This is a genomic window from Bacillus cereus group sp. BfR-BA-01522, from assembly GCF_022662635.1.
Taxonomy (GTDB): domain Bacteria; phylum Bacillota; class Bacilli; order Bacillales; family Bacillaceae_G; genus Bacillus_A; species Bacillus_A cytotoxicus.
In genome coordinates this window covers 36,385-55,531 of sequence record NZ_JAKUDY010000007.1, presented here as the reverse complement: position 1 = coordinate 55,531, position 19,147 = coordinate 36,385, and the positions used below count along the sequence as shown (strand labels likewise).

Here is a 19,147-nt window from a genome sequence, read left to right as displayed (position 1 = left end):
GGAGAATGTAGAATGAAGAAGATTTTACTTTTTGCCATTATGACAGTTTTAGCGATTGCTTCTGTCGGCTGCGGTAAGAAAGAAGCGTCAAAGGCAAGTGCAGATAAGGGGGATCGCTTAGTCACAAATATTAGTAGTGACCCATATACACTTGATTCAGCAATTGCGACAGATAGTACGTCAGGTTATGTAATTGAACATTTATTTAGTGGTCTATATACAAAGGATGCGAATGGAAAATATCAAAATGAGTTGGCAGAGAAAGAAGAAGTAAATGTAGATGGAACAGAATATACAATTCATTTAAAGAAAGATATGAAATGGTCAGATGGTTCACCTATTACGGCTAATGATTTTGAATTTGCATGGAAGCGTATATTAAATCCTAAAACAGGCTCTATGAATGCAACAGAAATGTATTTTATTAAGGGTGCAGAAGCGTATAATACTGGAAAAGGTGAAGAAGGACAAGTAGGTATTCAAGCGGTAGATTCGCAAACTTTAAAAGTAACGCTTGAACATCCAGTTGCATCTATCAAACAACAATTAGCGAATTCTTTATTTATTCCACTTTCAAAAAAATCTATCGATGATAAAAATAAGTTAAAAACAAGTCCAAAAGAATTACTTACAAACGGACCGTTCAAATTAAAAGAGTGGAAGCATAACCAAGCAATTATTTTAGAGAAGAACAAAGAGTTTCATGATAAAAAAGTAACATTAAAAGAATTGGAGTTTCGCATTATTCCAGATACTAATACGGCATATCAATTGTATAAATCGAAAGAACTAGACTTATTAAGCGGCTTGCCACAAGAGATGGTTGAAAAAGAAAAAAGAAATAAAGAATATAAACGTATGGCAGGATTTTCATCTTATATTTATTCATTTAATGTTGAAAAAGAACCGTTTACCAATGCGAAAATACGAAAAGCATTTGCGTTAGCACTTGATCGTAAATTTATTGTTGAAAAATTGTATAAAGGGAATGCACAAGAAGCATATGCTTTTGTTCCAGAAGGAGCGAAAACACAGAGTGGCCGTGATTTCCGTAAAGAAAAAGGGGATTATTTAAAATTTGACCCAGTAGAAGCGAAAAAATTATTAGAAGAAGGCATGAAAGAACAAGGATGGACAGAGCTTCCTCAAGTAACATTGAAGTATACAACAGATACACAACATAAAAAAGTAGCAGAAGCAATGCAAGAAATGTTCAAGAAAAATCTTGGTGTGGATGTAAAACTAGAAAATAAAGAGTGGAAAAGTTACATTGATACGTATAAACAAAGTGACTTTCAATTAGCTTATATGGGATGGGGCGGAGCTGTAGATCCAATTAAAAAACTTGAATTATATGCAGGTGATGGACCGAATAACTATGCAAAATGGCATAATAAAGAATTTGATACTTTAATAAAAGAAGCGGAAGTTGAAAGAGATGAAGAAAAGCGCTTTGATTTGTTGCATAAAGCAGAAGATATTATGTTTGCTGAAACGCCATTAATCCCAATCTTATTCCCATCATCATCCTATTTACAAAAAGAATCAGTGTCTGGGGTTCAGTATGATGTTGAAGGTAAACCAGATTTACGTTATGTAAAAATCAAGAAATAATACAAAATAAAGAAGTAGGCATTTGCCTACTTCTTTATTTTGCTTCCTTCTTATATTCTTTCTTCGTTCCATCAGAGAAGACAACTTCTAATTCGAATTTTTGATAATCTTTATCGAGTTGGAAGACGTCGACTACTTGATCAATCACTTCTTGATCTGGTGTGTTTTTATCAAATGTTAGCTTTTTAAGAAGTGGGCTTAACTTTGCAATTGCTTCATCGCTAGTTAAGTTTACATTAGCTTTATGGTCTTCAATTTTTGCTTCCATTTTTTGATCAGCAGATTTATGTTTATAGTCAGCTTCATAATCTTTGTTTGTATCTTGGTAGTCAACATCTAGATCGAATTCGTTAAAGTTAAGCTTTAAATCAGCAGATGTTTCATTCTTTGCTTCTTCCGTTGTTTTCTTGTTAGAAGTTGTACCTTCCTTTGCTGGTGCGTTACACCCTGTTAATGCAGGTATTAACATAAGAGCTAATAAAGCTGAAAGTAAAATTCTCATGGTATCTTCCTCCTTAGTATAGCTTCCTTCTATACAATTTTTCCCTAAATGTCCTTAATTATGTATCAATTAGAAAGATATTTTCTATGTAATAGGTAGCAGACTTCGCAAATTAAATCAAAAAATGAATTGGATGTATATGGTAAATTGGAAGTGTAAGGAGGCATGGATATGTATGATGAATATAGTAGTTTAGTCAAAAAGGCAATTGTGTATATAGAAAATCATTTAGAAGAAGAATTGACAACTGCAAAAGTCGCTTCGTATAGTGCGACATCTATGTATCACTTTCATCGCATTTTTCAAAGCAATTTAGGAATAAGTGTAACAGAGTATATTCGAAAAAGAAGACTTACATATGCTGCTCAAGCTTTAGTAACGACAAATAGACCGATTCTTGATATTGCACTGCAATATGGTTTTTCTTCACAAGAGGCGTTTACTAGAGCGTTTAAAAGAATGTATCATTTGCCACCGAAAAATACCGTAACTATTTTCAATCATTTTATATAGAAAGAGGGGAATTTTCAATGCAAAAAGGTTTACCGAAAGGATGGGTATTAAGTGGAAGTCACCCTACAGAATATGAAATGGGCTTAGATTATAAAACAGTTCACCAAGGAAAAGTATCAGCTTATATTCAAGCGAAAGAGGGTGTGACCCATGGCGGATTTACGACGCTAATGCAAATGTTTAAAGCGGATCAGTATAAAGGAAAGCGCTTGCGGTTAACAGCGTTTATCAAAAGTGAAAATGTGAAAGATTGGGCAGGGCTATGGATGCGTGTAGATGGGAAAGATACAGAACCACTAGCTATGGATAATATGCAAAATCGTCCTATAAGACATACTACAAGTTGGCAACCCTACTCAGTTGTACTCGATGTAAAAGAAGAAGCGATTGGGATTGCATTTGGCATTTTGTTGTCAGGGGAAGGATGTATATGGGCAGATAGTTTTCGGTTAGATGAAGTAGATGAAAAGGTACCGGCGACAGATCTGACAGAAAGTTTCTATGAAACCCTCTCCAATGAGCCAATGAATTTACAATTTGAAGAGATAGAAGACTAGCAGAGGTGAAAATGAATATATGTGGAAGCTGTTATTCTATTCAATAGCAGAATTGTTCAAAGTAGAAACGCCTATGTATTTTTTTATATGGTTTTTCGTTCTTTTCATTACGATGGTTATATGTGAAGTGATGGATACAAAAGGGAAGAAATATTCATTTTCATATGCCCTCTTCAAAGCCACGATTGAATTGTTCCTGTCACTTATTATTTGTCTCGGTATTAGTCTTTTATTATTCTGCATGGTGCACTTCATTTTTCCTAATCAAGTGACACCTTATGATGTGAAGTATGGAAGATGGCTAGCATTTATTATATTAACTTTAGTTTTCATACTTGGATGGATTGTAAAAGTAACAAAGAAAAAAACGAGAATATGGTTGAAGCCAATAGGGATTCTTGCACAATTTTTCTTTTTTAGTATTAGTATATGGATAGCAAATGCTATATTCTAACCAACGTTACATATAAGTGTGTTCGTTATGATTCTGTTTAGTTTCGTATTAACTGTATTTCAGTTCGTTGGTTGCTTATACGAATATCGATCTTACTAATTTACAGGAAATGAATTGACAATAATTAGAAAAAAGTGTACTATGGATTGCAAGTGATCACTTGCATAAGGAAGAGAGGATTGTATGGCGCGCTCAAAGACAGCAGAAAAAATTATTCAAGCAGCAATTGAATTAGTGAAAGAAAGAGGATATAAAGCAGCGACAACGAGAGAAATTGCGATGCGTGCTGGTGTCAATGAAGTGACAATCTTTCGTAATTTTAAAAATAAGAAAGGGGTCATTGAAGCAGCCGTTGCTGAATTTTCATATGTGCCGCATTTAAAACATTTTTTACAAACAAGAATTGTATGGGAGTTAGAGACAGACTTAAAGAATTTAGCAAGGCATTATCATCAATTTTTGAATGAAGTGAAAGATATCATCGCGATCGGTATTCGTGAAACAGGTGCGTTTCCGGAGTTAGATGATGAAATCGCCAAAATACCAAAGGGTTTAAAGGAAGAATTAATGATTTATTTTACAGAAATGCAGAAAAAGGGAAAAATCATTGATACGAATATTGAAGCACAAGTCATGAATTTTATATGGATTAACTTTGGATATTTTCTCTCTAAAATGCGTTTTGAAAATCGATTGATGGAGATGAATGATGAAGATTTTATTGAAAATAATATAACTTTATATGCTAGGGCATTAAGACCCTAGTATTTATTTAAAATAAAATGCAAGTATGTACTTGCTTGCTAGAAGGGGTTGGGAAAATGAATACGTTGAAACAATTTTTAAGAGTACCAGGTACGTATATAGGGATTGGAGTAGCTTTAGCATTCCAGCTCATTTTCTTTTGTGTTTGGCTAACAGCTTATGATGGAGTCAATGAAAGAGCAGATAAACTGCAAATTGCGATTGTAAACCAAGATACGAGTATGGGAAGTAAAATAGGAGACGGTTTACAGAAAAGTTTACCTTTTCAAGTGACAAAAGAGAAGTCTATGGAAAAGGCAAAAGAAGAAATGGATCAGTATGCATACAATATGATTATTGAAATTCCAGCCTCTTTTTCAAAGGATATAAGCGAAAAAGGTAAGACAGATTTAAACGTTCATATTAACCAAGCCAGCTCGATGATGGCAAAGCAGATGATGGAAAGCATAGCAAAACAAGTTCATAGCAATGTAAATAAAGAAATTACAAACAATAAACAACAAGCTATTGCAGGAAAGTTACAAGCTGTGGGGCCAGAGAGCATTGAAATGTTAAAGGGGCTAACAAAAGAATCAGTTGGACTTAAAGTGCACAAAGTAAATGATGCAAAAGGGTTTTCCGTAAACATGGTGCCGCTTATGATTGTGTTAGCTTCATTCGTTGGAGCGATGATTATGAGTATGGAATTATCGAAAGTGGCAAAACAAGTAGGAAGAGATTGGAGAAATTTTCTTTCAAGCCAAGTGATTAACGGTGTAGTATCTATTCTACTTGCATGTATGACCATTGGCTTAATGAAAACTTTTCACATCGGAATCCAAGAAACGATTGGGAATGTATGGATATTTCAAACCATTGTCTTTTTTGCTTTTCTATCATTAACGCAAATGTTTCTTACTCTATTCGGAAATGCAGGTATGATTTTTAATATTATATCACTCTCGTTGCAACTTGTAAGTTCTGGTGTAATGGTCCCGCAGGCTATGTTATCCAAAACATATCAAATAATCGGAGAATTATTTCCCGCAACTTATGCTGTGAAGGGTTATTTTGCAATAATATTTGGTGGTGGGAATTTAAGTGTAAATATTATTTCTCTATTATTTATAATTTTGATTACACAAATTGTAGCACTAAGTGTAGTAGGGATATCATTTATAGTAAAGAGAGAAAGGGCTGTAGGAAAAGACATGTAATAAAAAAGGTATCCGACAAATGGATACCTTTCTATTCTTCATGGACAATTTTTCGTTTCTTCAGTAGATGTAACAGCTAAACTGCCATTAAAAATCAAAATGATCAGGATCCGGACCAACGCGATGATTTTCATTTAAAGACTGGATTGTTTTCATATCTTCATGGCTTAATTCGAAATCAAAAATATTTGCGTTTTCGATGATGCGGTGTTCTTTAATTGATTTTGGGATAGTTACCACTTCATTTTGAAGATCCCAACGCAAAATAATTTGTGCTGTTGATTTATTGTATTTTTTTGCAATCCCTTGCAATGTTGGATGATCAAGAAGTTGTCCTTGCATTAACGGTGACCATGCTTCTAGTTGGATATGGTTTTCTTTACAAAAAGTATGTAATTCTTCTTGTGTTAAGCGAGGGTGATATTCAACTTGGTTCACCATCGGTTTAATTTCTGCAACTTCGAATATATCTTGTAAGTGATGGATGTGGAAATTACTTACCCCAATTGCACGAACGCGGCCATCTTTATAAAGTTTTTCTAATGCTTTCCACGTTTCGGTATATTTTCCTTGTACAGGCCAGTGAACTAAATATAAGTCTAAATACTCTAAACCTAATTTTTGTAAGGAAGTTTCGAATGCCTGTAATGTCGATTCATATCCTTGATCATTATTCCATACTTTTGATGTAATAAATAGCTCTTCACGCGGAACGCCGGACTCACGAATTGCTTGTCCCACACCTTCTTCGTTCTTATAGATAGCAGCTGTATCAATGCTACGGTACCCGTTTTTGATAGCAGCTTTCACAGAATCAATTACTTCTGTGCCCTCTTCCACTTTAAATACCCCTAAACCAAACCAAGGCATTTTTACCCCGTTATGTAATGTAGTGTAATCTTGTAAACTGGTAATTTTCATATTATTTCCCCCTTACCTTTTTATTTGTAGCTTCAATTGCTTGCTGAATAATTTTGGAAAAATGATGTTCATAGAGCACTTTTAAGCCTTCCGCAGTTGAACCGCCAGGTGTAGTCACTTGTTCCCGAAGAAGTGCTGGATTTTGTACTTGCCCAAGCATTGTGGCTGCGCCAGCAATCATTTGAATAACAAGGTGATGTGCTGTTGTTTCATCAATACCATAATTTTTGGTAGCTTCAATTAGGCTTTCTGCAAAGTGGTAAAGAAATGCTGGTGCGCTACCAGTAATAGCGGTTAGCTGATGAATTTCTTCTTCTGTGCAAAGCTGTGATGTACCAATTCCTTTTAAAAGAAGTTGTAATGTCTCTTTATGATTTTCATTTACGAAGTGTCCCGTCGTATACAAGCTGATAGACTGTCCAATGCTAGCAGCCGTATTTGGCATAATCCAAGCAACTGGTGTGCCGTGAGGTAATCTTTTCTCTAAGTAAGATGGGCCAATTCCAGCAGCAATCGTCACGACAAGTTGATGCGTAAGAAGAGGTGCTAGTTCTGTCAATAGTTGTTCATGTGCAGCTGGTGGCATTGCCAGAATGATCGTGTCTACAAACTTGACGCATTCTTTCCAATCAGTTGTTGTTGAAATAGGATATTGTTCTTGTAATTGCTGGAGTTTTTTTGTATTGTGTCGATTCGATACAATAATTTCTTCGATGTATGGTTTGCTTGTTTTAAGCAAACCAGAAAAGATTGCTTCGGCCATACGTCCAGCACCAATAAATAAAATTCGCTGTTTCTTTGGCATCTCCTCTAATCCTTTCTTATAAAGTAAGTTATAAAAACAATAACATTGATAAGAGAGCGTGTAAAAAGAAAAGGTCTATTAGATGGATATAAAAATGATAGAAAAGTTTTGAGAGGGAAAGAGCATTCATGGTTTATACGGAAAAATAGATGTCAAAACACCCTAAAAGGTTACTATACTTTTAGGGTGTGATAATCAATTGTGAGTTTATGCTTTTGTCATACCGAGTAAAACAGCACCACCAATAATGAAAATACTGCCTAATGCGATAAATATCATTTGACGTTTTGTTTTCTTCTCACCTAAGAAGACAATTGCACCAAATGTAGAGATAACAATACCTGTTTGTGATAATGGGAAACTTGTTGCGACTCCAACTTTTGGTAATGAAAGAAGTAAGAATAAGTTTCCTGTTCCCCAAAGTATACCAGATATTGTATTGCGAATTGCATATTTATTAAATGGTTTATGCTTAGATGTCAGTATGATTGCTCCAACAAACATACCAACCGCTTGTGGTAAAATAGCTGACCAGCCATCAATGTTATACCAGCGAATAATAATTACATATACAAGATAGCCGAAAGTAGAAATAATTAAAGTCAAAAGTCCTTTTTTTAATTGTCCTGGTGGCTGTGCATTTTCTTTATCATCTAATGAAGTGAAGACAACACCAATTACAATTAAAAGAATTGAAATCGTTCCCAGAATAATCGTAGTAGTAGTAGTCCACTCATGAAAAGCGATTACCCCAAAGATAGAAGTTGCAATAAGTTGCATCCCGGTTGAAATGGTTACTGTTGTCGAAACACCTAGTCTTTCAACAGTTTTTAACTGGTTTGCTTGTCCTAAAGCCCAGAATACACCAGAGATAAAACCGACAATTAAGATTGTCATCGTTAAAGCCGGCTGAGTAAATACATACATAATAATTGCAAAGAATAGAGCACCCATTGTCATACCAAGCGTTTGACTATAGGCACCGCCACCAGCTTTTACACTTACTAATAAGATATTCCCCCATGCAATTGCAGGAAGAAGAGCTAATAAAATGTCCATCACAAGACTCCCTTCGTTTTTACTATATCAATATAATTGAAAGCCACTCTAAAAATTGGTAATTCTCCATTAGTAGAGTAGAAGATTACTGATCATTAAAATATAATGAAGAAGGTACACTATAAATGCGTTTTCATTTCTTTATTTTTTCAAACACCTCCATATAATAACAGGAAAGTCATCATTTTAGAAAGTGAATTCAAATAAAATGTATATTTTTATAAATAGGAAAATTTCGTTATTATTTTACGATAAAAAAAAGATCCCAAATCGGGATCTTCTTTTGAGGGGAATAGGGAAATAAATTTGTTAACCCTTTTTTAACAACAAGATGTGGGGGGACAATCCACTTCTTGAGGGGGTATCTTATGTATTCATTATATGAGATGTGGTTGGGAGCAACTATCGAATTAGCTTACAGAAAGATTACATTTTTGTAAGATACGCCTTTCCTCGTTTTACAAAATAATTTATTTTTCGGGAAATAAAAAGGCAGCTTTTTGTCGAAAGCTGCTTTAAAAAGTAATTCGCTTATTAATGAATTGCATGCACAATAAGAAAATGAGCGACATACTAACTGTTATGATAACAAGTGTCCAAGCAAGGGGCATATTACTTGCATCAATTGCCATATAAATGGCTGTTGGAATTGTTTGTGTTTTACCAGGAATATTTCCTGCGAACATGAGTGTTGCACCAAATTCTCCTAGTGCTCGTACGAAACTTAAAATCATTCCGCTAAGTAATGCAGGGAATGCAAGTGGTAGTGTGACGTGTAAAAACACTTGATATTCACTTGCTCCGAGGTCACGGGCCCCGTCTTCAATTTGTTCATTTGCAATAGAGAAACCTGTTTTGGCCGATTGGTACATAAGCGGAAATGAAACAACTGTTGAGGCAATGACTGCTGCCCATGATGTAAACATAATTGATTGTTGAAATAATGTTTCAATCCATTTTCCAATCGGGCTATGATTTCCAAAAATAATAATGAGAAAGAATCCAATCACAGTTGGTGGAAGCACCATCGGCAATAGAAAAATGGTTTCTAAAAACACTTTATAACGCGAAGAGGAGCGTGCTAATATCCGACCAATAATTGTACCGAAAATCATAGAAATAATGGTAGCAAGTGCAGCGACTCGTAAAGAAAGAAAAACAGGTAGCCAAAGTGTATCAAATGTCATAGTAGTTAAGGTAGGATTGTAAATCCATACTTGTTAAAGATTGTTTGTGCATCTTTGGATTGTAAATATTCATAGAATAAAGTCGCCTCTTTTTTATGCTTAGATTCTTTTATAATTCCAACAGGATAACGAATCGGTTCATGAGAGTTAGCTGGTGCTGCAGTAGCTATTTTTACTTTATCTGAAATGAGGGCATCTGTTTTATATACAATACCAGCATCTACATTTCCTGTCTCTACATATGTTAATACTTGACGAACGTCTTTTGTAGGTACAATTTTGTCTTGAAGGTCAATCCATAAGTTTTCGTGTGTAAGAAGAGCTTTTGCGTACTTTCCAGCTGGCACGGATTCAGGTGTACCAATTGCTAGTTTTTTCACTTTCTCTTCTTTTAATTCTTGGAATGTTTGAATAGAGCTTTCTTTTGGGACAACTAACACAAGCTCATTTCCTAGAAGATCTTTTCCTTCTTTTTTATTGATAAATCCTTTTTTTACAAGCGTTTGAAATTTATCTTCTGCCGCAGAGAAAAATAAATCAGCAGGAGCACCTTGTTCAATTTGTTGCTGAAGTGCACCAGAACCACCAAAGTTAAATGATAGCTTTATGTTAGGTTCTTTCTGCTTATATTGTTTTTCAATTTCTTTAAAAGCATCTTGTAAACTAGCGGCAGCTGATATTGTCAATTCAATCGTTTGTTCTTCTTTTGCATTTGTTTTCTCTTTCTTGTTTCCGTTTGTACAAGCGCTACTGAAAATAAGGAAAAAAGAAAGTGTGAGCAATCCAATATACCGCAATATAAATTTGTTCATAACGTATAATCTCCTTTCCTTCTTATCATATTAATTATAACTAAGTATATTTAATTATGAATGGTTATAATTAAATATAATGTGAAATACGTCACTGTTTGAAAAAATAGGAGAAAGTTTCACTTCTTTGCTACAATAGAGTAAGAAAGTGAGGAATCGCCTATGAACCATCATTCCTACACAACGGAAGAAGTAGCGAAACAATTAAAAGTATCAAAGTTAACCGTATACGACTTAATAAAAAAAGGAGAACTCCCTTCTTATAGAGTCGGTAGACAAATGCGTATTGATGCGGGGGATCTAGAACAATATATTAGACAGATGAAGACAGGAAAGTTACAAACATCCTCTGTAAAAGTAGAGAACAAAGGTGCAGAGCACTGTATAATTAGTGGTCAAGAACTAACGTTAGATATGCTAGCAAAGCATATAGAAAATCGAATGCCGAATTCTAATATACTTCGAGCGTATCAAGGTAGTTTAGCAAGTTTAATCAAAATGTATCATGGGGAACAAAGCGTTGTTAGTCTACACTTATTTGATGGAGATACAAAAGAATATAATATTCCATATGTAAAACGAATTTTAGTTGGACAGCCTTGTGTTGTCATCAATTTATTAGCAAGAAATGTTGGGTTTTATGTTCAAAAAGGAAACCCAAATGAAATACAGAATTGGAGCGACTTAGTTAAACCATCTATACAATTTGTAAACCGTGAAAAAGGGTCAGGAATTCGTGTATTAGTAGATGAGCAAATTCGCATTCAGAACTTAAGGAAGGAATATGTTCAAGGGTATGAATGGGAAGAATCAAACCACCTTGGTGTTGCTTCGCAAATTGCTAGCGGGAAAGCTGATGTTGGTGTAGGAGCAGAAAAAGTAGCGCAAATTGTAAATGTAGACTTTATTCCACTTATGAAAGAACAATATGACTTAGTCATTTTGAAAAATAAGAAGAATGAACAATTGATTGAAGTGGTAAAAGATATTTTGCAATCTATAGAATTTCAAAATGAATTGCTAGCAATCGGTGGTTACGATATAAGTAAAACGGGTCAAATTATATATGAAACAAACTAAAAAAGCTGTGTGCCTATAGGGTACACAGCTTTTTTCGATATATGCTAGGTGAGGCATTGCAGGGGGATAAGTATATGTCTCTTTCCTTCTTTATTGAGGTAGATTTGCTTTTCTTAAATTAATACCTAATTTTATTACCAACTATTAAAAGTTAGTGTTATAATGGTTTTAAAAGTGGAATTCAATTTGGAAAGTGAGAAAGGAACGAACGAAATGTATAAACCAATCGCATGTTTGTTGAAATATATATTTAAGACTGTTGGAAAAGTAGAAGTACAAGGAAAAGAGAAATTACCGAAAGAAGGACCGTATGTTGTAGCATGTACGCATACAAGTTTTATGGATGTGTTAATGCTAGCAACAGGAATGTATCCGACGGAAATCCATTACATGGCCAAAAAGGAGTTATTTGAAAAAAAGTTTTTGAACTGGTTTTTTAAGAATGTAAATGCTTTTCCTGTAGATCGAGCAAATCCAGGGCCAAGTACATTGAAAATCCCATCGCGTTTATTAAAAGAAGGAAAAGTTGTTGGGATTTTTCCAAGTGGAACAAGATCTACAGAAGATGTCTCTTTAAAGGCTGGTGCTGTAACAATTGCGATGCGTTCTCGTGTGCCGTTAGTACCGGCAGCATATATTGGACCGACAAGTGTGAAAGAATTGATAAAAGGTAAGAGAGCACAGCTTATTTTTGGAGATCCAATTCAAATAGAGGCGGAAGAAGCGATGGATCGGAAAGCGATGATGCAAAAGATGACAGATCAATTAAATACGAAGTTTGAAGAATTAAAGGAAACTTTAATAAAGAAATAGGAAAAAATAATTGGATATAGAGAGACCATTAAAAAAGTCTACTTCATAATAAAACAGGAGTCCATCATCTACTATATAGGTGTCGGACTCCTGTTTATTTTCAACATTTTTATAAAATGCACGTTGTTTTTTAGGGAGAACTCTCTTTTTCAGTGCCTTTGATGTGGACGTTATTTTTATACGAAATGGAAAAATTTTTATTTGTATATGAGGGACATATTTAGTAAGAGGAAGTACAGTGATTAATGTGGATTGTGAGGGAGAATTTGAATAATTAACCAAGCGTTTGTTTAAACATAATTTTGTAAATAGCGTATAACAAAATGTGTGGTAAAAACCACTTCTATACCTCTAGGAGATGGTGATACAATGTCAAATGGGGAGGGAGGTACGAACTATGGTTACTCAAAGAATACAAGAAATTACACTCATTACAATTGGTTCATTATTATTTGCAATCGGTATTAACTATTTTGCAATTCCAAATCGTTTGTCAGAGGGTGGAATTATTGGGTTAACAGTTGTTACGTATTATTTATTTGGATGGTCACCAGGGGTTGTGAACTTTACTTTAAATGCAATTTTATTAGCGATTGGATATAAATTTTTTGATAAAAAAACGATGATTTATACAATTATTGGAATTGTAGAGACGTCTTTATTTTTATATGTTACCGAGCATATTGGACATCGAGTAAATAGCGACACATTACTAGCCGCTTTATTTGCTGGGGTGTTTGTTGGAGTTGGATTAGGATGTATGTTCCGGGCAGGAGGTACATCAGGGGGATCAGCAATTTTAGCACAATTGGCAAATCAATATTTAGGATGGAGTGTTGGGAAAGGTGTTCTTATTATTGATATTGTTGTGATTACTGGGTCTGTCTTTATCATCGGTCAAGAAAAGGCGATGTATACACTTGTCGCAGTCTTCATCGGAGCGAAAGTAATTGACTTCATTGTAGAAGGAATTAATACGAAAACGGCAGTGACGATTATATCGGATCAGCCAGATTTAATACGTGAGACAATTACAAAACATATGACACGTGGTGTGACCGTTCTAGAAGGACGAGGTGGATATACAGGAAAGAATAAAGAAGTGTTGTATGTTGTGATTAATAAGCAAGAGCTTGTTAAGTTAAAACAAGTGATTCGTGATGTAGATAAAGAAGCATTCGTCGTGATTCATGATGTACGGGATGTACTTGGCGGTGGCTTTAAAGCAAGTTAAAAAGATGAACGAGTCGATTCGTTCATCTTTTTATTATTTTAATATTTGAGGCAAGTGAGCTAATAATTTCTGTTTTATTTTCTTTGCAAGTGATGGACTTTTGCCAAAGGTGGAAATGCTTATCATATAGTCATTCCTTCGAATGATGGCTGGTGTATGGAAGGAGGATTTTGTTCCATCACTTACAACATTGACCCATTGAAAATCATGAGCAGCTCGTTTGACCATCATATTGATTTCATGATGATTCGTGGCTGCATAAATAAGGTGTGCCCTTTGAATATCATCTTCTGTAAACTCTTTTTTCTTCCATTCAATATAAGATAGTTCTTTCATTTCATTGCAAATATGAGGACTTACAATTGTGACGAAGGCACCGGTATTTTGTAAACTAGCCGCCTTTCGATAAGCAATTGTTCCCCCTCCAATAATGACAACATTCTTACCTGTAAGGTTGCACATAATTGGGTATGTTTGAAACATGTACATGTTCCTCCATTCGTTCTAACAAAGTAAATTTCATATAAGAATCAAATTGAAGACAGTTACAAGTGCTCACATTATCATATATTTTTGCATACTTTTTTATCTTTTGAAGCAGTAATCCGGTAAAGAGAAGATAAGGCATAATATAGATATGCTTTGCAGTAGGTGCTGTTTTAGCTAGCATATCTATAAAAGAAGGTGTCCCTTTTGTTAAAAAGGTGCACGTTACCGGTATTTTTAATTTTTGTTCCACAGCTAAACCGATTTGTTTTAATTCATAGATAGGCTGAGCATCACTACTGCCTCGGCCGACTAGTAGAATTTCACTTTCTTGTATGGGCTGCATTTCATGTATTCGTTTTATTACAAGTTTAATCATGAATGGATGGATACTAAAAGGTGGTGCAACTGAAAATGAAATGTGCGGATAGAGCTGTTCTATTGTTTTTATTTCAAAAGGGACATCGCGTTTATAATGAGCAGCTGCGAATAGTAAAACAGGGACAACTACAATTTCAGTGGCCCCTTCAGTAATCGCTTCATAAATAGCCTCTTGAACGGTTGGAGTTGCAAGTTCCAGAAATCCCACCTTTTGTATTTTCTCGTTTCGTTCCTGCATAACAGAACGAATAAAATGTTTGAATTGCTCATTGCCCTCTTGCAGACGACTACCATGACCAATATATACAATTGCTTTCATGATGCAGTCACTTCTGTTTGGTCCACTATTCTTTGTACTTGATGATCGATACAATGGAGCCCAACCTTGTTGGCGTATTGTAAAGTGGCTTCGTCCATATATGAAAATGGTAATTTCGAAATATCGTTAAAACGAAGGCGATTGATTTCTGCTAAAAATGTATCAATTGTAGCGCGGCCTTCAAAGAAAATACTATCCCATGTAAACTCAGTGAGCATACGTGCATGAATTTCATCGAAACGATTATCGATTGTATATTCATGTGTCATTAAGAACAAACCAGCACCTATTTTGTTCTTGATGACGTCAATTCGTTTTATATTCCGCCCTAAATAAACGGTTGTTTCTGTAGAAAATGTAGCAGGTGTGCCCAGTAATCCGTACTTCATAAACATTTGCCCTGTCTTTGCATTCATATATTGAAGTTTCGCTTGTAAGGAACGAATATCTTTTCCATGTTTTGTGCAAGATTGCAAGAAGATTTCCATGCTTTCTGGTGAACAGAAAACAAGGCGTTCCGCTTCGAATATTTCACCGAGTTCATTTGCTGTTAAAGAATGTTCTTGCTTTTTGAAGGTAGGTATTTGGTATATTTCTGCTCCAGCTTCTCGCAGTATTTCTGCATATTTACTTACTTTATTTGTTGCAGAGACAAATAAAATTTTTCTTCCATGAAGAGGTTTCCGTTCTTGCCAAGCAAGTTGTTTCCGTAATGATACGACTTCCCCGACAATGGTCATGGAAGGGTTCGAAATGTTTTCTTTTTTTACATCTTCCGCAATTGTAGAGAGCGTACCTGTTACTACTCGCTGCTTTCCAGTTGTGCCCCATTCAATGACTGCTACAGGTGTATCGTTTCTTTTACCAGCTTGTAATAAATTTTTACAAATTATTGGTAAGTTTTTAATCCCCATATAAAAGGCAATTGTATCGCTATTTAAAAGATTGCTGTAATCAACTTGATCGCAAATTGTCCCTTTTGTGTGTCCAGTTAGCAAAGTTACACTATTACTGTAATCGCGATGGGTGAGAGGGATACCGGCGTACGAACCAGCGGCACTGCTGGAGGTAATCCCTGGGACGATTTCGTATGAAATGTTTGCTGTAGCTAAAGCAGCTGCTTCTTCACCAACACGACCAAAGATGGAAGGATCGCCGCCTTTTAAACGAACGACGATTTTTCCTTCCTTTGCTGCCTGTACTAAACAAGTATTAATCATGCCTTGACGCATAATATGATTTGTTGGCATTTTTCCGCAGTATATGAGTTCGCATGTTGGCTTTGTATAGCGAAGTAAACTTGGGTTTAATAAGTGGTCATATAACACAATATCTGCCTTTTTTAAGTAGTTTACTGCTTTTTTTGTAATCAGCCCTTCATCACCAGGTCCAGCACCAATTAAATATACGTATCCGTTCATCTCTTCACCTCATCTTGTTTGACTTAAAAGAAAGCTAAATCTTTTACAAATTATAGATATATATAAATGTCATCTTGAATGACTTCTACTTTATGTGTTTGAATACAACCATCATCAGGCTTTTGAACTTCGCCTGTAAGTAATGAAATTTTCCAATCGTGCAACGGACAAAAGACAAATTCACCAGAAACAATTCCTTCCGCTAATGGTCCGTTTTTATGCGGGCATCGATTTTCTACAGCGCGAATATCCCCGTTTGCAAGGCGAAATAACGCAATAGATTTGTCACCGATTCGTACTTCTTTACCAATTTGCATGGGGAGGTCTTTGGCACGCATAATTTTTATTTTCTGTTTTGTGTGTAACATATAAATCGCTCCTTATTGTACAGTTTCTACTTTATACATAGCTTGTAATGACTTTGTTTTTAGAGCTTGTCCCCAGGCTTCTTCATATGTGCTGCGGGCAGTTTGGAAACGTTCATTTAGCGCAGTGACCATGTCTTCCTTTTGCAGTATTTCTTTTACATGTTCTAAGCCCATTCGTTCTACCCAAGGAGCTGTTCGCTCGCCATAAATCCCTGTTTCACGATAATACTGTACATAAGCGGTTGCGATGCGTAATACGTCTTCTTCCGTAGGAACAGTCATAATAAAATCGGCTTCACGAACTTCTGTACCACCATTACCACCGATATAAAGCTGGAAGCCGTTTTCAACACAGACAACTCCAAAGTCTTTTGTTAATGCCTCAGCGCAATTACGTGGACAACCTGTAACACCCATTTTCATTTTGTGAGGTGTATCTACCATCTCTAATGACTGTTCAAGCAACATACCAAGTCCTAAGGAATCTTTTGTACCAAAGCGACAGAAACGAGAACCAACACATGATTTAACATTACGAAGGGATTTTGCATAAGCATAACCGGATGTCATATCAAGATCCGCCCAAACATTTGGTAAATCCTCTTTTTTTACACCATATAAACCAATGCGGCTTGCACCTGTTATTTTTATGAGCGGTACATCATATTTCTTTGCCACCTCTGCAATTCTCATTAAATCATCTGCGTTAGTCACACCGCCGTACATGCGAGGAATAACAGAAAATGTGCCATCATGCTGGATGTTGCCATTCATTCTTTCGTTCACGAAGCGTGAAGCTTTATCATCAGCATATTCTTCTGGATTGGTCATACGTAAATAATAATTCAGTGCAGGACGACATTTAGAGCAGCCATCTTCCTGTACGAAACCAAGGACGTTTCGCACTTCTTTTGGCGATTTTAACGCTTTCTCATGAATAGCTGCGACAACTTCATCACGTGATAAAGAGGTACAACCGCACATACCAATTGATTGAGCAGAAGGATCAAAATGATCGCCCAGTGTATGGGATAAAATTTGCTCAACGATTGGGCGGCATTTCCCACATGAACCAGCTGCTTTTGTGCATCCTTTTACTTCTTCAAAAGTAGTTAACCCTTGCTCCAAAATGGCTTGAACAATGGTTCCTTTTGTAACACCATTACATCCACAAACGGTATCATCAGCACTCATACTTGCAACATCAAGCCCGCTCTCTTCACCAGCTTTATGAAGAAGGGAAACGGCTGTATATTCTTGTATGTCTTCTTCTTTTTGTAACATGCGGAATAGACGTGTGCCGTCTGCAGTATCACCGTATAAGACAATCCCGACAACTTTATTGTCGCGAAGGAAGACTTTCTTATAAGAACGTGTACATTCATTAAAGATAGAAATGGCTCTTGTTTGATCGTCTTCATAGATTTGTCCAGCAGAGAACAAGTCACATCCGGCTACTTTAAGCTGCGTACCAACGATGCTCCCTTTATATTTATCTGTCTGTGTATTTGTTATATGTCTTGCTAATACAACTCCTTGTTCATATAAAGGAGCTACAAGTCCGTAAGCAATTCCGTTATGTTCGGCACATTCGCCAACAGCATAAATTGCGCTGTCTTCTGTTTGCATATAATCGTTAACAACAATTCCGCGATTAACAAGTAACCCAGCGTCTTTTGCTAATTGAGTATTAGGACGTATCCCAACGGCCATTACAACTAAATCGCATGGTACAACATTGCCATCTTCAAACTGAATACCTTCTACATGGTCTGTGCCTAAAATTTTTACGGTTTTCTTTTGCATAAGAAACTTCATGCCTTGCGCTTCTAAGTCCTCACGTAATAATGAAGCTGCTTTCGCATCAAGTTGTTGCTCCATTAAATGTGGCATTAAATGAACTACATGTACATCCATTCCTAGGTCAATGAGACCTCTAGCAGCTTCAAGGCCAAGTAGTCCTCCACCTATCACAACAGCTTTTTTGTATTGTTTAGCAGCATTTATCATAAATTGTGTATCTTCAATGGTGCGGAAACCCGTTACTCCCGGCAGATTCGAACCTTCAATCGGCAGAATGAAGGCACTAGAACCTGTTGCAATAATAAGTTTGTCATATGTAACAATACGCTGTTTTTCAGTAACAACCATTTGTTTTTCCCGATTAATCGTAATTACCTTTTCATTTGGATAAAGTGTAATGTTATTTTCTTTATACCAACTATATTCATTTATGATGATATCTTTTGTAGTAGTTTTTCCTTGTAAGACGTGAGATAGCATAATGCGATTGTAGTTTGGGTGAGGTTCATCACCAAAAATAGTAATATCATAAAGATCTGGTTGTTGTTTTAAAATTTCTTCGATACATCGTATTCCAGCCATACCATTTCCGATCAGGATTAAGCGTTTTTTCATATTCATTTCCCCTCTTAAATGTGAAATGTTTAACAATTTTTTATACCTATAGTATAGATTTTCTGGAAAATAGAGGATGTGACATTAATCACAGTTTTTACAGGTTCACAAATTGTTAAAAATCATATAAAATCCGAATTGGATTCTTACAAAAATGTAAGAGAAATGTAATAAGGTGTGATGGCGGGATCTAGTCTATCTTTTTAAAATAAATATATAGAAAAACTGCGCATATTGTGTGG

18 protein-coding genes and 1 pseudogene are annotated in these 19,147 nt (G+C 35.6%); 8 read left to right on the top strand and 11 right to left on the bottom strand.

The annotated features are described in order from the left end of the window. Positions 1-12 precede the first annotated feature (12 nt). Entirely contained in the window at positions 13-1,614 is a 1,602-nt protein-coding gene (locus MR059_RS12060; protein WP_011983319.1) for a peptide ABC transporter substrate-binding protein, read from the top strand. Positions 1,615-1,648: 34 nt separating this feature from the next. On the opposite strand, the gene MR059_RS12055 is transcribed toward MR059_RS12060, so the two are convergent. Further along, complete coding sequence (locus MR059_RS12055; RefSeq protein ID WP_011983320.1) at positions 1,649-2,116, bottom strand: YusW family protein; 468 nt, start codon at positions 2,114-2,116, stop codon at positions 1,649-1,651. 171 nt (positions 2,117-2,287) lie between these two features. On the opposite strand from MR059_RS12055, the pseudogene MR059_RS12050 reads away from it, so the two are divergent. The 4 genes and pseudogenes from MR059_RS12050 to MR059_RS12035 all read left to right on the top strand — a co-directional run bounded on the left by MR059_RS12050 (position 2,288) and on the right by MR059_RS12035 (position 5,601). Next, positions 2,288-3,186, top strand: a pseudogene (locus tag MR059_RS12050) (helix-turn-helix transcriptional regulator). A 19-nt stretch (positions 3,187-3,205) separates the two neighbouring features. Further along, on the top strand, positions 3,206-3,640 hold the full coding sequence (locus tag MR059_RS12045) for a hypothetical protein (RefSeq protein ID WP_011983321.1): 435 nt from the start codon (positions 3,206-3,208) through the stop codon (positions 3,638-3,640). Between the two features lie 183 nt (positions 3,641-3,823). Then, positions 3,824-4,405, top strand: coding sequence for a TetR/AcrR family transcriptional regulator (locus MR059_RS12040; RefSeq protein WP_011983322.1), 582 nt, complete (start codon positions 3,824-3,826; stop codon positions 4,403-4,405). Between the two features lie 56 nt (positions 4,406-4,461). After that, the gene (locus MR059_RS12035; RefSeq protein WP_041809366.1) at positions 4,462-5,601 is read left to right on the top strand and encodes a YhgE/Pip domain-containing protein; all 1,140 of its coding nucleotides are present in this window, start codon (positions 4,462-4,464) and stop codon (positions 5,599-5,601) included. Between the two features lie 87 nt (positions 5,602-5,688). On the opposite strand, the gene MR059_RS12030 is transcribed toward MR059_RS12035, so the two are convergent. The 5 genes from MR059_RS12030 to modA all read right to left on the bottom strand — a co-directional run bounded on the left by MR059_RS12030 (position 5,689) and on the right by modA (position 10,385). Further along, positions 5,689-6,522 (bottom strand): aldo/keto reductase, encoded by an 834-nt coding sequence (locus MR059_RS12030; RefSeq protein WP_011983324.1) that lies wholly within the window; start codon positions 6,520-6,522, stop codon positions 5,689-5,691. A gap of 1 nt (position 6,523) precedes the next feature. Beyond that, positions 6,524-7,327, bottom strand: a complete 804-nt coding sequence (gene proC, locus MR059_RS12025; protein WP_011983325.1) for a pyrroline-5-carboxylate reductase — start codon at positions 7,325-7,327, stop codon at positions 6,524-6,526. 207 nt (positions 7,328-7,534) lie between these two features. Further along, on the bottom strand, positions 7,535-8,386 hold the full coding sequence (locus tag MR059_RS12020) for a GRP family sugar transporter (protein ID WP_011983326.1): 852 nt from the start codon (positions 8,384-8,386) through the stop codon (positions 7,535-7,537). A 515-nt stretch (positions 8,387-8,901) separates the two neighbouring features. Then, positions 8,902-9,573 carry a molybdate ABC transporter permease subunit gene (gene modB, locus MR059_RS12015; RefSeq protein WP_011983327.1) on the bottom strand — a complete coding sequence of 224 codons (672 nt, stop codon included), beginning with the start codon at positions 9,571-9,573 and terminating at the stop codon, positions 8,902-8,904. Positions 9,574-9,578: 5 nt separating this feature from the next. Continuing rightward, complete coding sequence (gene modA, locus MR059_RS12010) at positions 9,579-10,385, bottom strand: molybdate ABC transporter substrate-binding protein (RefSeq protein WP_011983328.1); 807 nt, start codon at positions 10,383-10,385, stop codon at positions 9,579-9,581. A 162-nt stretch (positions 10,386-10,547) separates the two neighbouring features. On the opposite strand from modA, the gene MR059_RS12005 reads away from it, so the two are divergent. From MR059_RS12005 to MR059_RS11995, 3 genes are all read left to right on the top strand, one after another. Then, the gene (locus MR059_RS12005) at positions 10,548-11,465 is read left to right on the top strand and encodes a substrate-binding domain-containing protein (protein ID WP_011983329.1); all 918 of its coding nucleotides are present in this window, start codon (positions 10,548-10,550) and stop codon (positions 11,463-11,465) included. Between the two features lie 213 nt (positions 11,466-11,678). Further along, on the top strand, positions 11,679-12,278 hold the full coding sequence (locus tag MR059_RS12000; protein ID WP_011983330.1) for a lysophospholipid acyltransferase family protein: 600 nt from the start codon (positions 11,679-11,681) through the stop codon (positions 12,276-12,278). A 397-nt stretch (positions 12,279-12,675) separates the two neighbouring features. Continuing rightward, positions 12,676-13,512 carry a YitT family protein gene (locus MR059_RS11995; RefSeq protein ID WP_011983331.1) on the top strand — a complete coding sequence of 279 codons (837 nt, stop codon included), beginning with the start codon at positions 12,676-12,678 and terminating at the stop codon, positions 13,510-13,512. A 33-nt stretch (positions 13,513-13,545) separates the two neighbouring features. Here the strand turns inward: MR059_RS11995 and MR059_RS11990 are convergent, their stop codons facing one another. From MR059_RS11990 to nirB, 5 genes are read right to left on the bottom strand one after another with little or no spacing between them, the layout of a single operon-like run. Then, on the bottom strand, positions 13,546-13,995 hold the full coding sequence (locus MR059_RS11990; protein WP_011983332.1) for a precorrin-2 dehydrogenase: 450 nt from the start codon (positions 13,993-13,995) through the stop codon (positions 13,546-13,548). Continuing rightward, positions 13,955-14,698 carry a sirohydrochlorin chelatase gene (locus tag MR059_RS11985; protein ID WP_011983333.1) on the bottom strand — a complete coding sequence of 248 codons (744 nt, stop codon included), beginning with the start codon at positions 14,696-14,698 and terminating at the stop codon, positions 13,955-13,957. Before MR059_RS11985 ends, MR059_RS11990 begins: the two co-directional genes overlap by 41 nt. Further along, a complete protein-coding gene (locus MR059_RS11980; protein WP_011983334.1) occupies positions 14,695-16,119 on the bottom strand; it encodes a uroporphyrin-III C-methyltransferase in 1,425 nt (474 codons plus the stop codon). The genes MR059_RS11985 and MR059_RS11980 overlap by 4 nt, the downstream gene beginning before the upstream one ends. Positions 16,120-16,169: 50 nt before the next feature. Continuing rightward, on the bottom strand, positions 16,170-16,487 hold the full coding sequence (nirD, locus tag MR059_RS11975) for a nitrite reductase small subunit NirD (RefSeq protein WP_011983335.1): 318 nt from the start codon (positions 16,485-16,487) through the stop codon (positions 16,170-16,172). A gap of 12 nt (positions 16,488-16,499) precedes the next feature. Then, on the bottom strand, positions 16,500-18,905 hold the full coding sequence (gene nirB, locus MR059_RS11970; RefSeq protein WP_011983336.1) for a nitrite reductase large subunit NirB: 2,406 nt from the start codon (positions 18,903-18,905) through the stop codon (positions 16,500-16,502). Positions 18,906-19,147: the final 242 nt, after the last annotated feature.

Excerpts from the sequence above, each read along its gene's own strand:
- MR059_RS12000 (WP_011983330.1), top strand. The coding sequence starts at position 11,679 with ATGTATAAACCAATCGCATGTTTGTTGAAATATATATTTAAGACTGTT.
- MR059_RS12055 (WP_011983320.1), bottom strand. The coding sequence starts at position 2,116 with ATGAGAATTTTACTTTCAGCTTTATTAGCTCTTATGTTAATACCTGCA.
- modB (WP_011983327.1), bottom strand. The coding sequence starts at position 9,573 with ATGACATTTGATACACTTTGGCTACCTGTTTTTCTTTCTTTACGAGTC.
- MR059_RS11995 (WP_011983331.1), top strand. The coding sequence starts at position 12,676 with ATGGTTACTCAAAGAATACAAGAAATTACACTCATTACAATTGGTTCA.
- nirD (WP_011983335.1), bottom strand. The coding sequence starts at position 16,487 with ATGTTACACACAAAACAGAAAATAAAAATTATGCGTGCCAAAGACCTC.
- MR059_RS12005 (WP_011983329.1), top strand. The coding sequence starts at position 10,548 with ATGAACCATCATTCCTACACAACGGAAGAAGTAGCGAAACAATTAAAA.
- MR059_RS12030 (WP_011983324.1), bottom strand. The coding sequence starts at position 6,522 with ATGAAAATTACCAGTTTACAAGATTACACTACATTACATAACGGGGTA.
- MR059_RS12040 (WP_011983322.1), top strand. The coding sequence starts at position 3,824 with ATGGCGCGCTCAAAGACAGCAGAAAAAATTATTCAAGCAGCAATTGAA.
- MR059_RS12020 (WP_011983326.1), bottom strand. The coding sequence starts at position 8,386 with ATGGACATTTTATTAGCTCTTCTTCCTGCAATTGCATGGGGGAATATC.
- MR059_RS11985 (WP_011983333.1), bottom strand. The coding sequence starts at position 14,698 with ATGAAAGCAATTGTATATATTGGTCATGGTAGTCGTCTGCAAGAGGGC.
- modA (WP_011983328.1), bottom strand. The coding sequence starts at position 10,385 with ATGAACAAATTTATATTGCGGTATATTGGATTGCTCACACTTTCTTTT.
- proC (WP_011983325.1), bottom strand. The coding sequence starts at position 7,327 with ATGCCAAAGAAACAGCGAATTTTATTTATTGGTGCTGGACGTATGGCC.
- MR059_RS12060 (WP_011983319.1), top strand. The coding sequence starts at position 13 with ATGAAGAAGATTTTACTTTTTGCCATTATGACAGTTTTAGCGATTGCT.
- MR059_RS12035 (WP_041809366.1), top strand. The coding sequence starts at position 4,462 with ATGAATACGTTGAAACAATTTTTAAGAGTACCAGGTACGTATATAGGG.
- nirB (WP_011983336.1), bottom strand. The coding sequence starts at position 18,905 with ATGAAAAAACGCTTAATCCTGATCGGAAATGGTATGGCTGGAATACGA.
- MR059_RS11990 (WP_011983332.1), bottom strand. The coding sequence starts at position 13,995 with ATGTTTCAAACATACCCAATTATGTGCAACCTTACAGGTAAGAATGTT.
- MR059_RS12045 (WP_011983321.1), top strand. The coding sequence starts at position 3,206 with ATGTGGAAGCTGTTATTCTATTCAATAGCAGAATTGTTCAAAGTAGAA.
- MR059_RS11980 (WP_011983334.1), bottom strand. The coding sequence starts at position 16,119 with ATGAACGGATACGTATATTTAATTGGTGCTGGACCTGGTGATGAAGGG.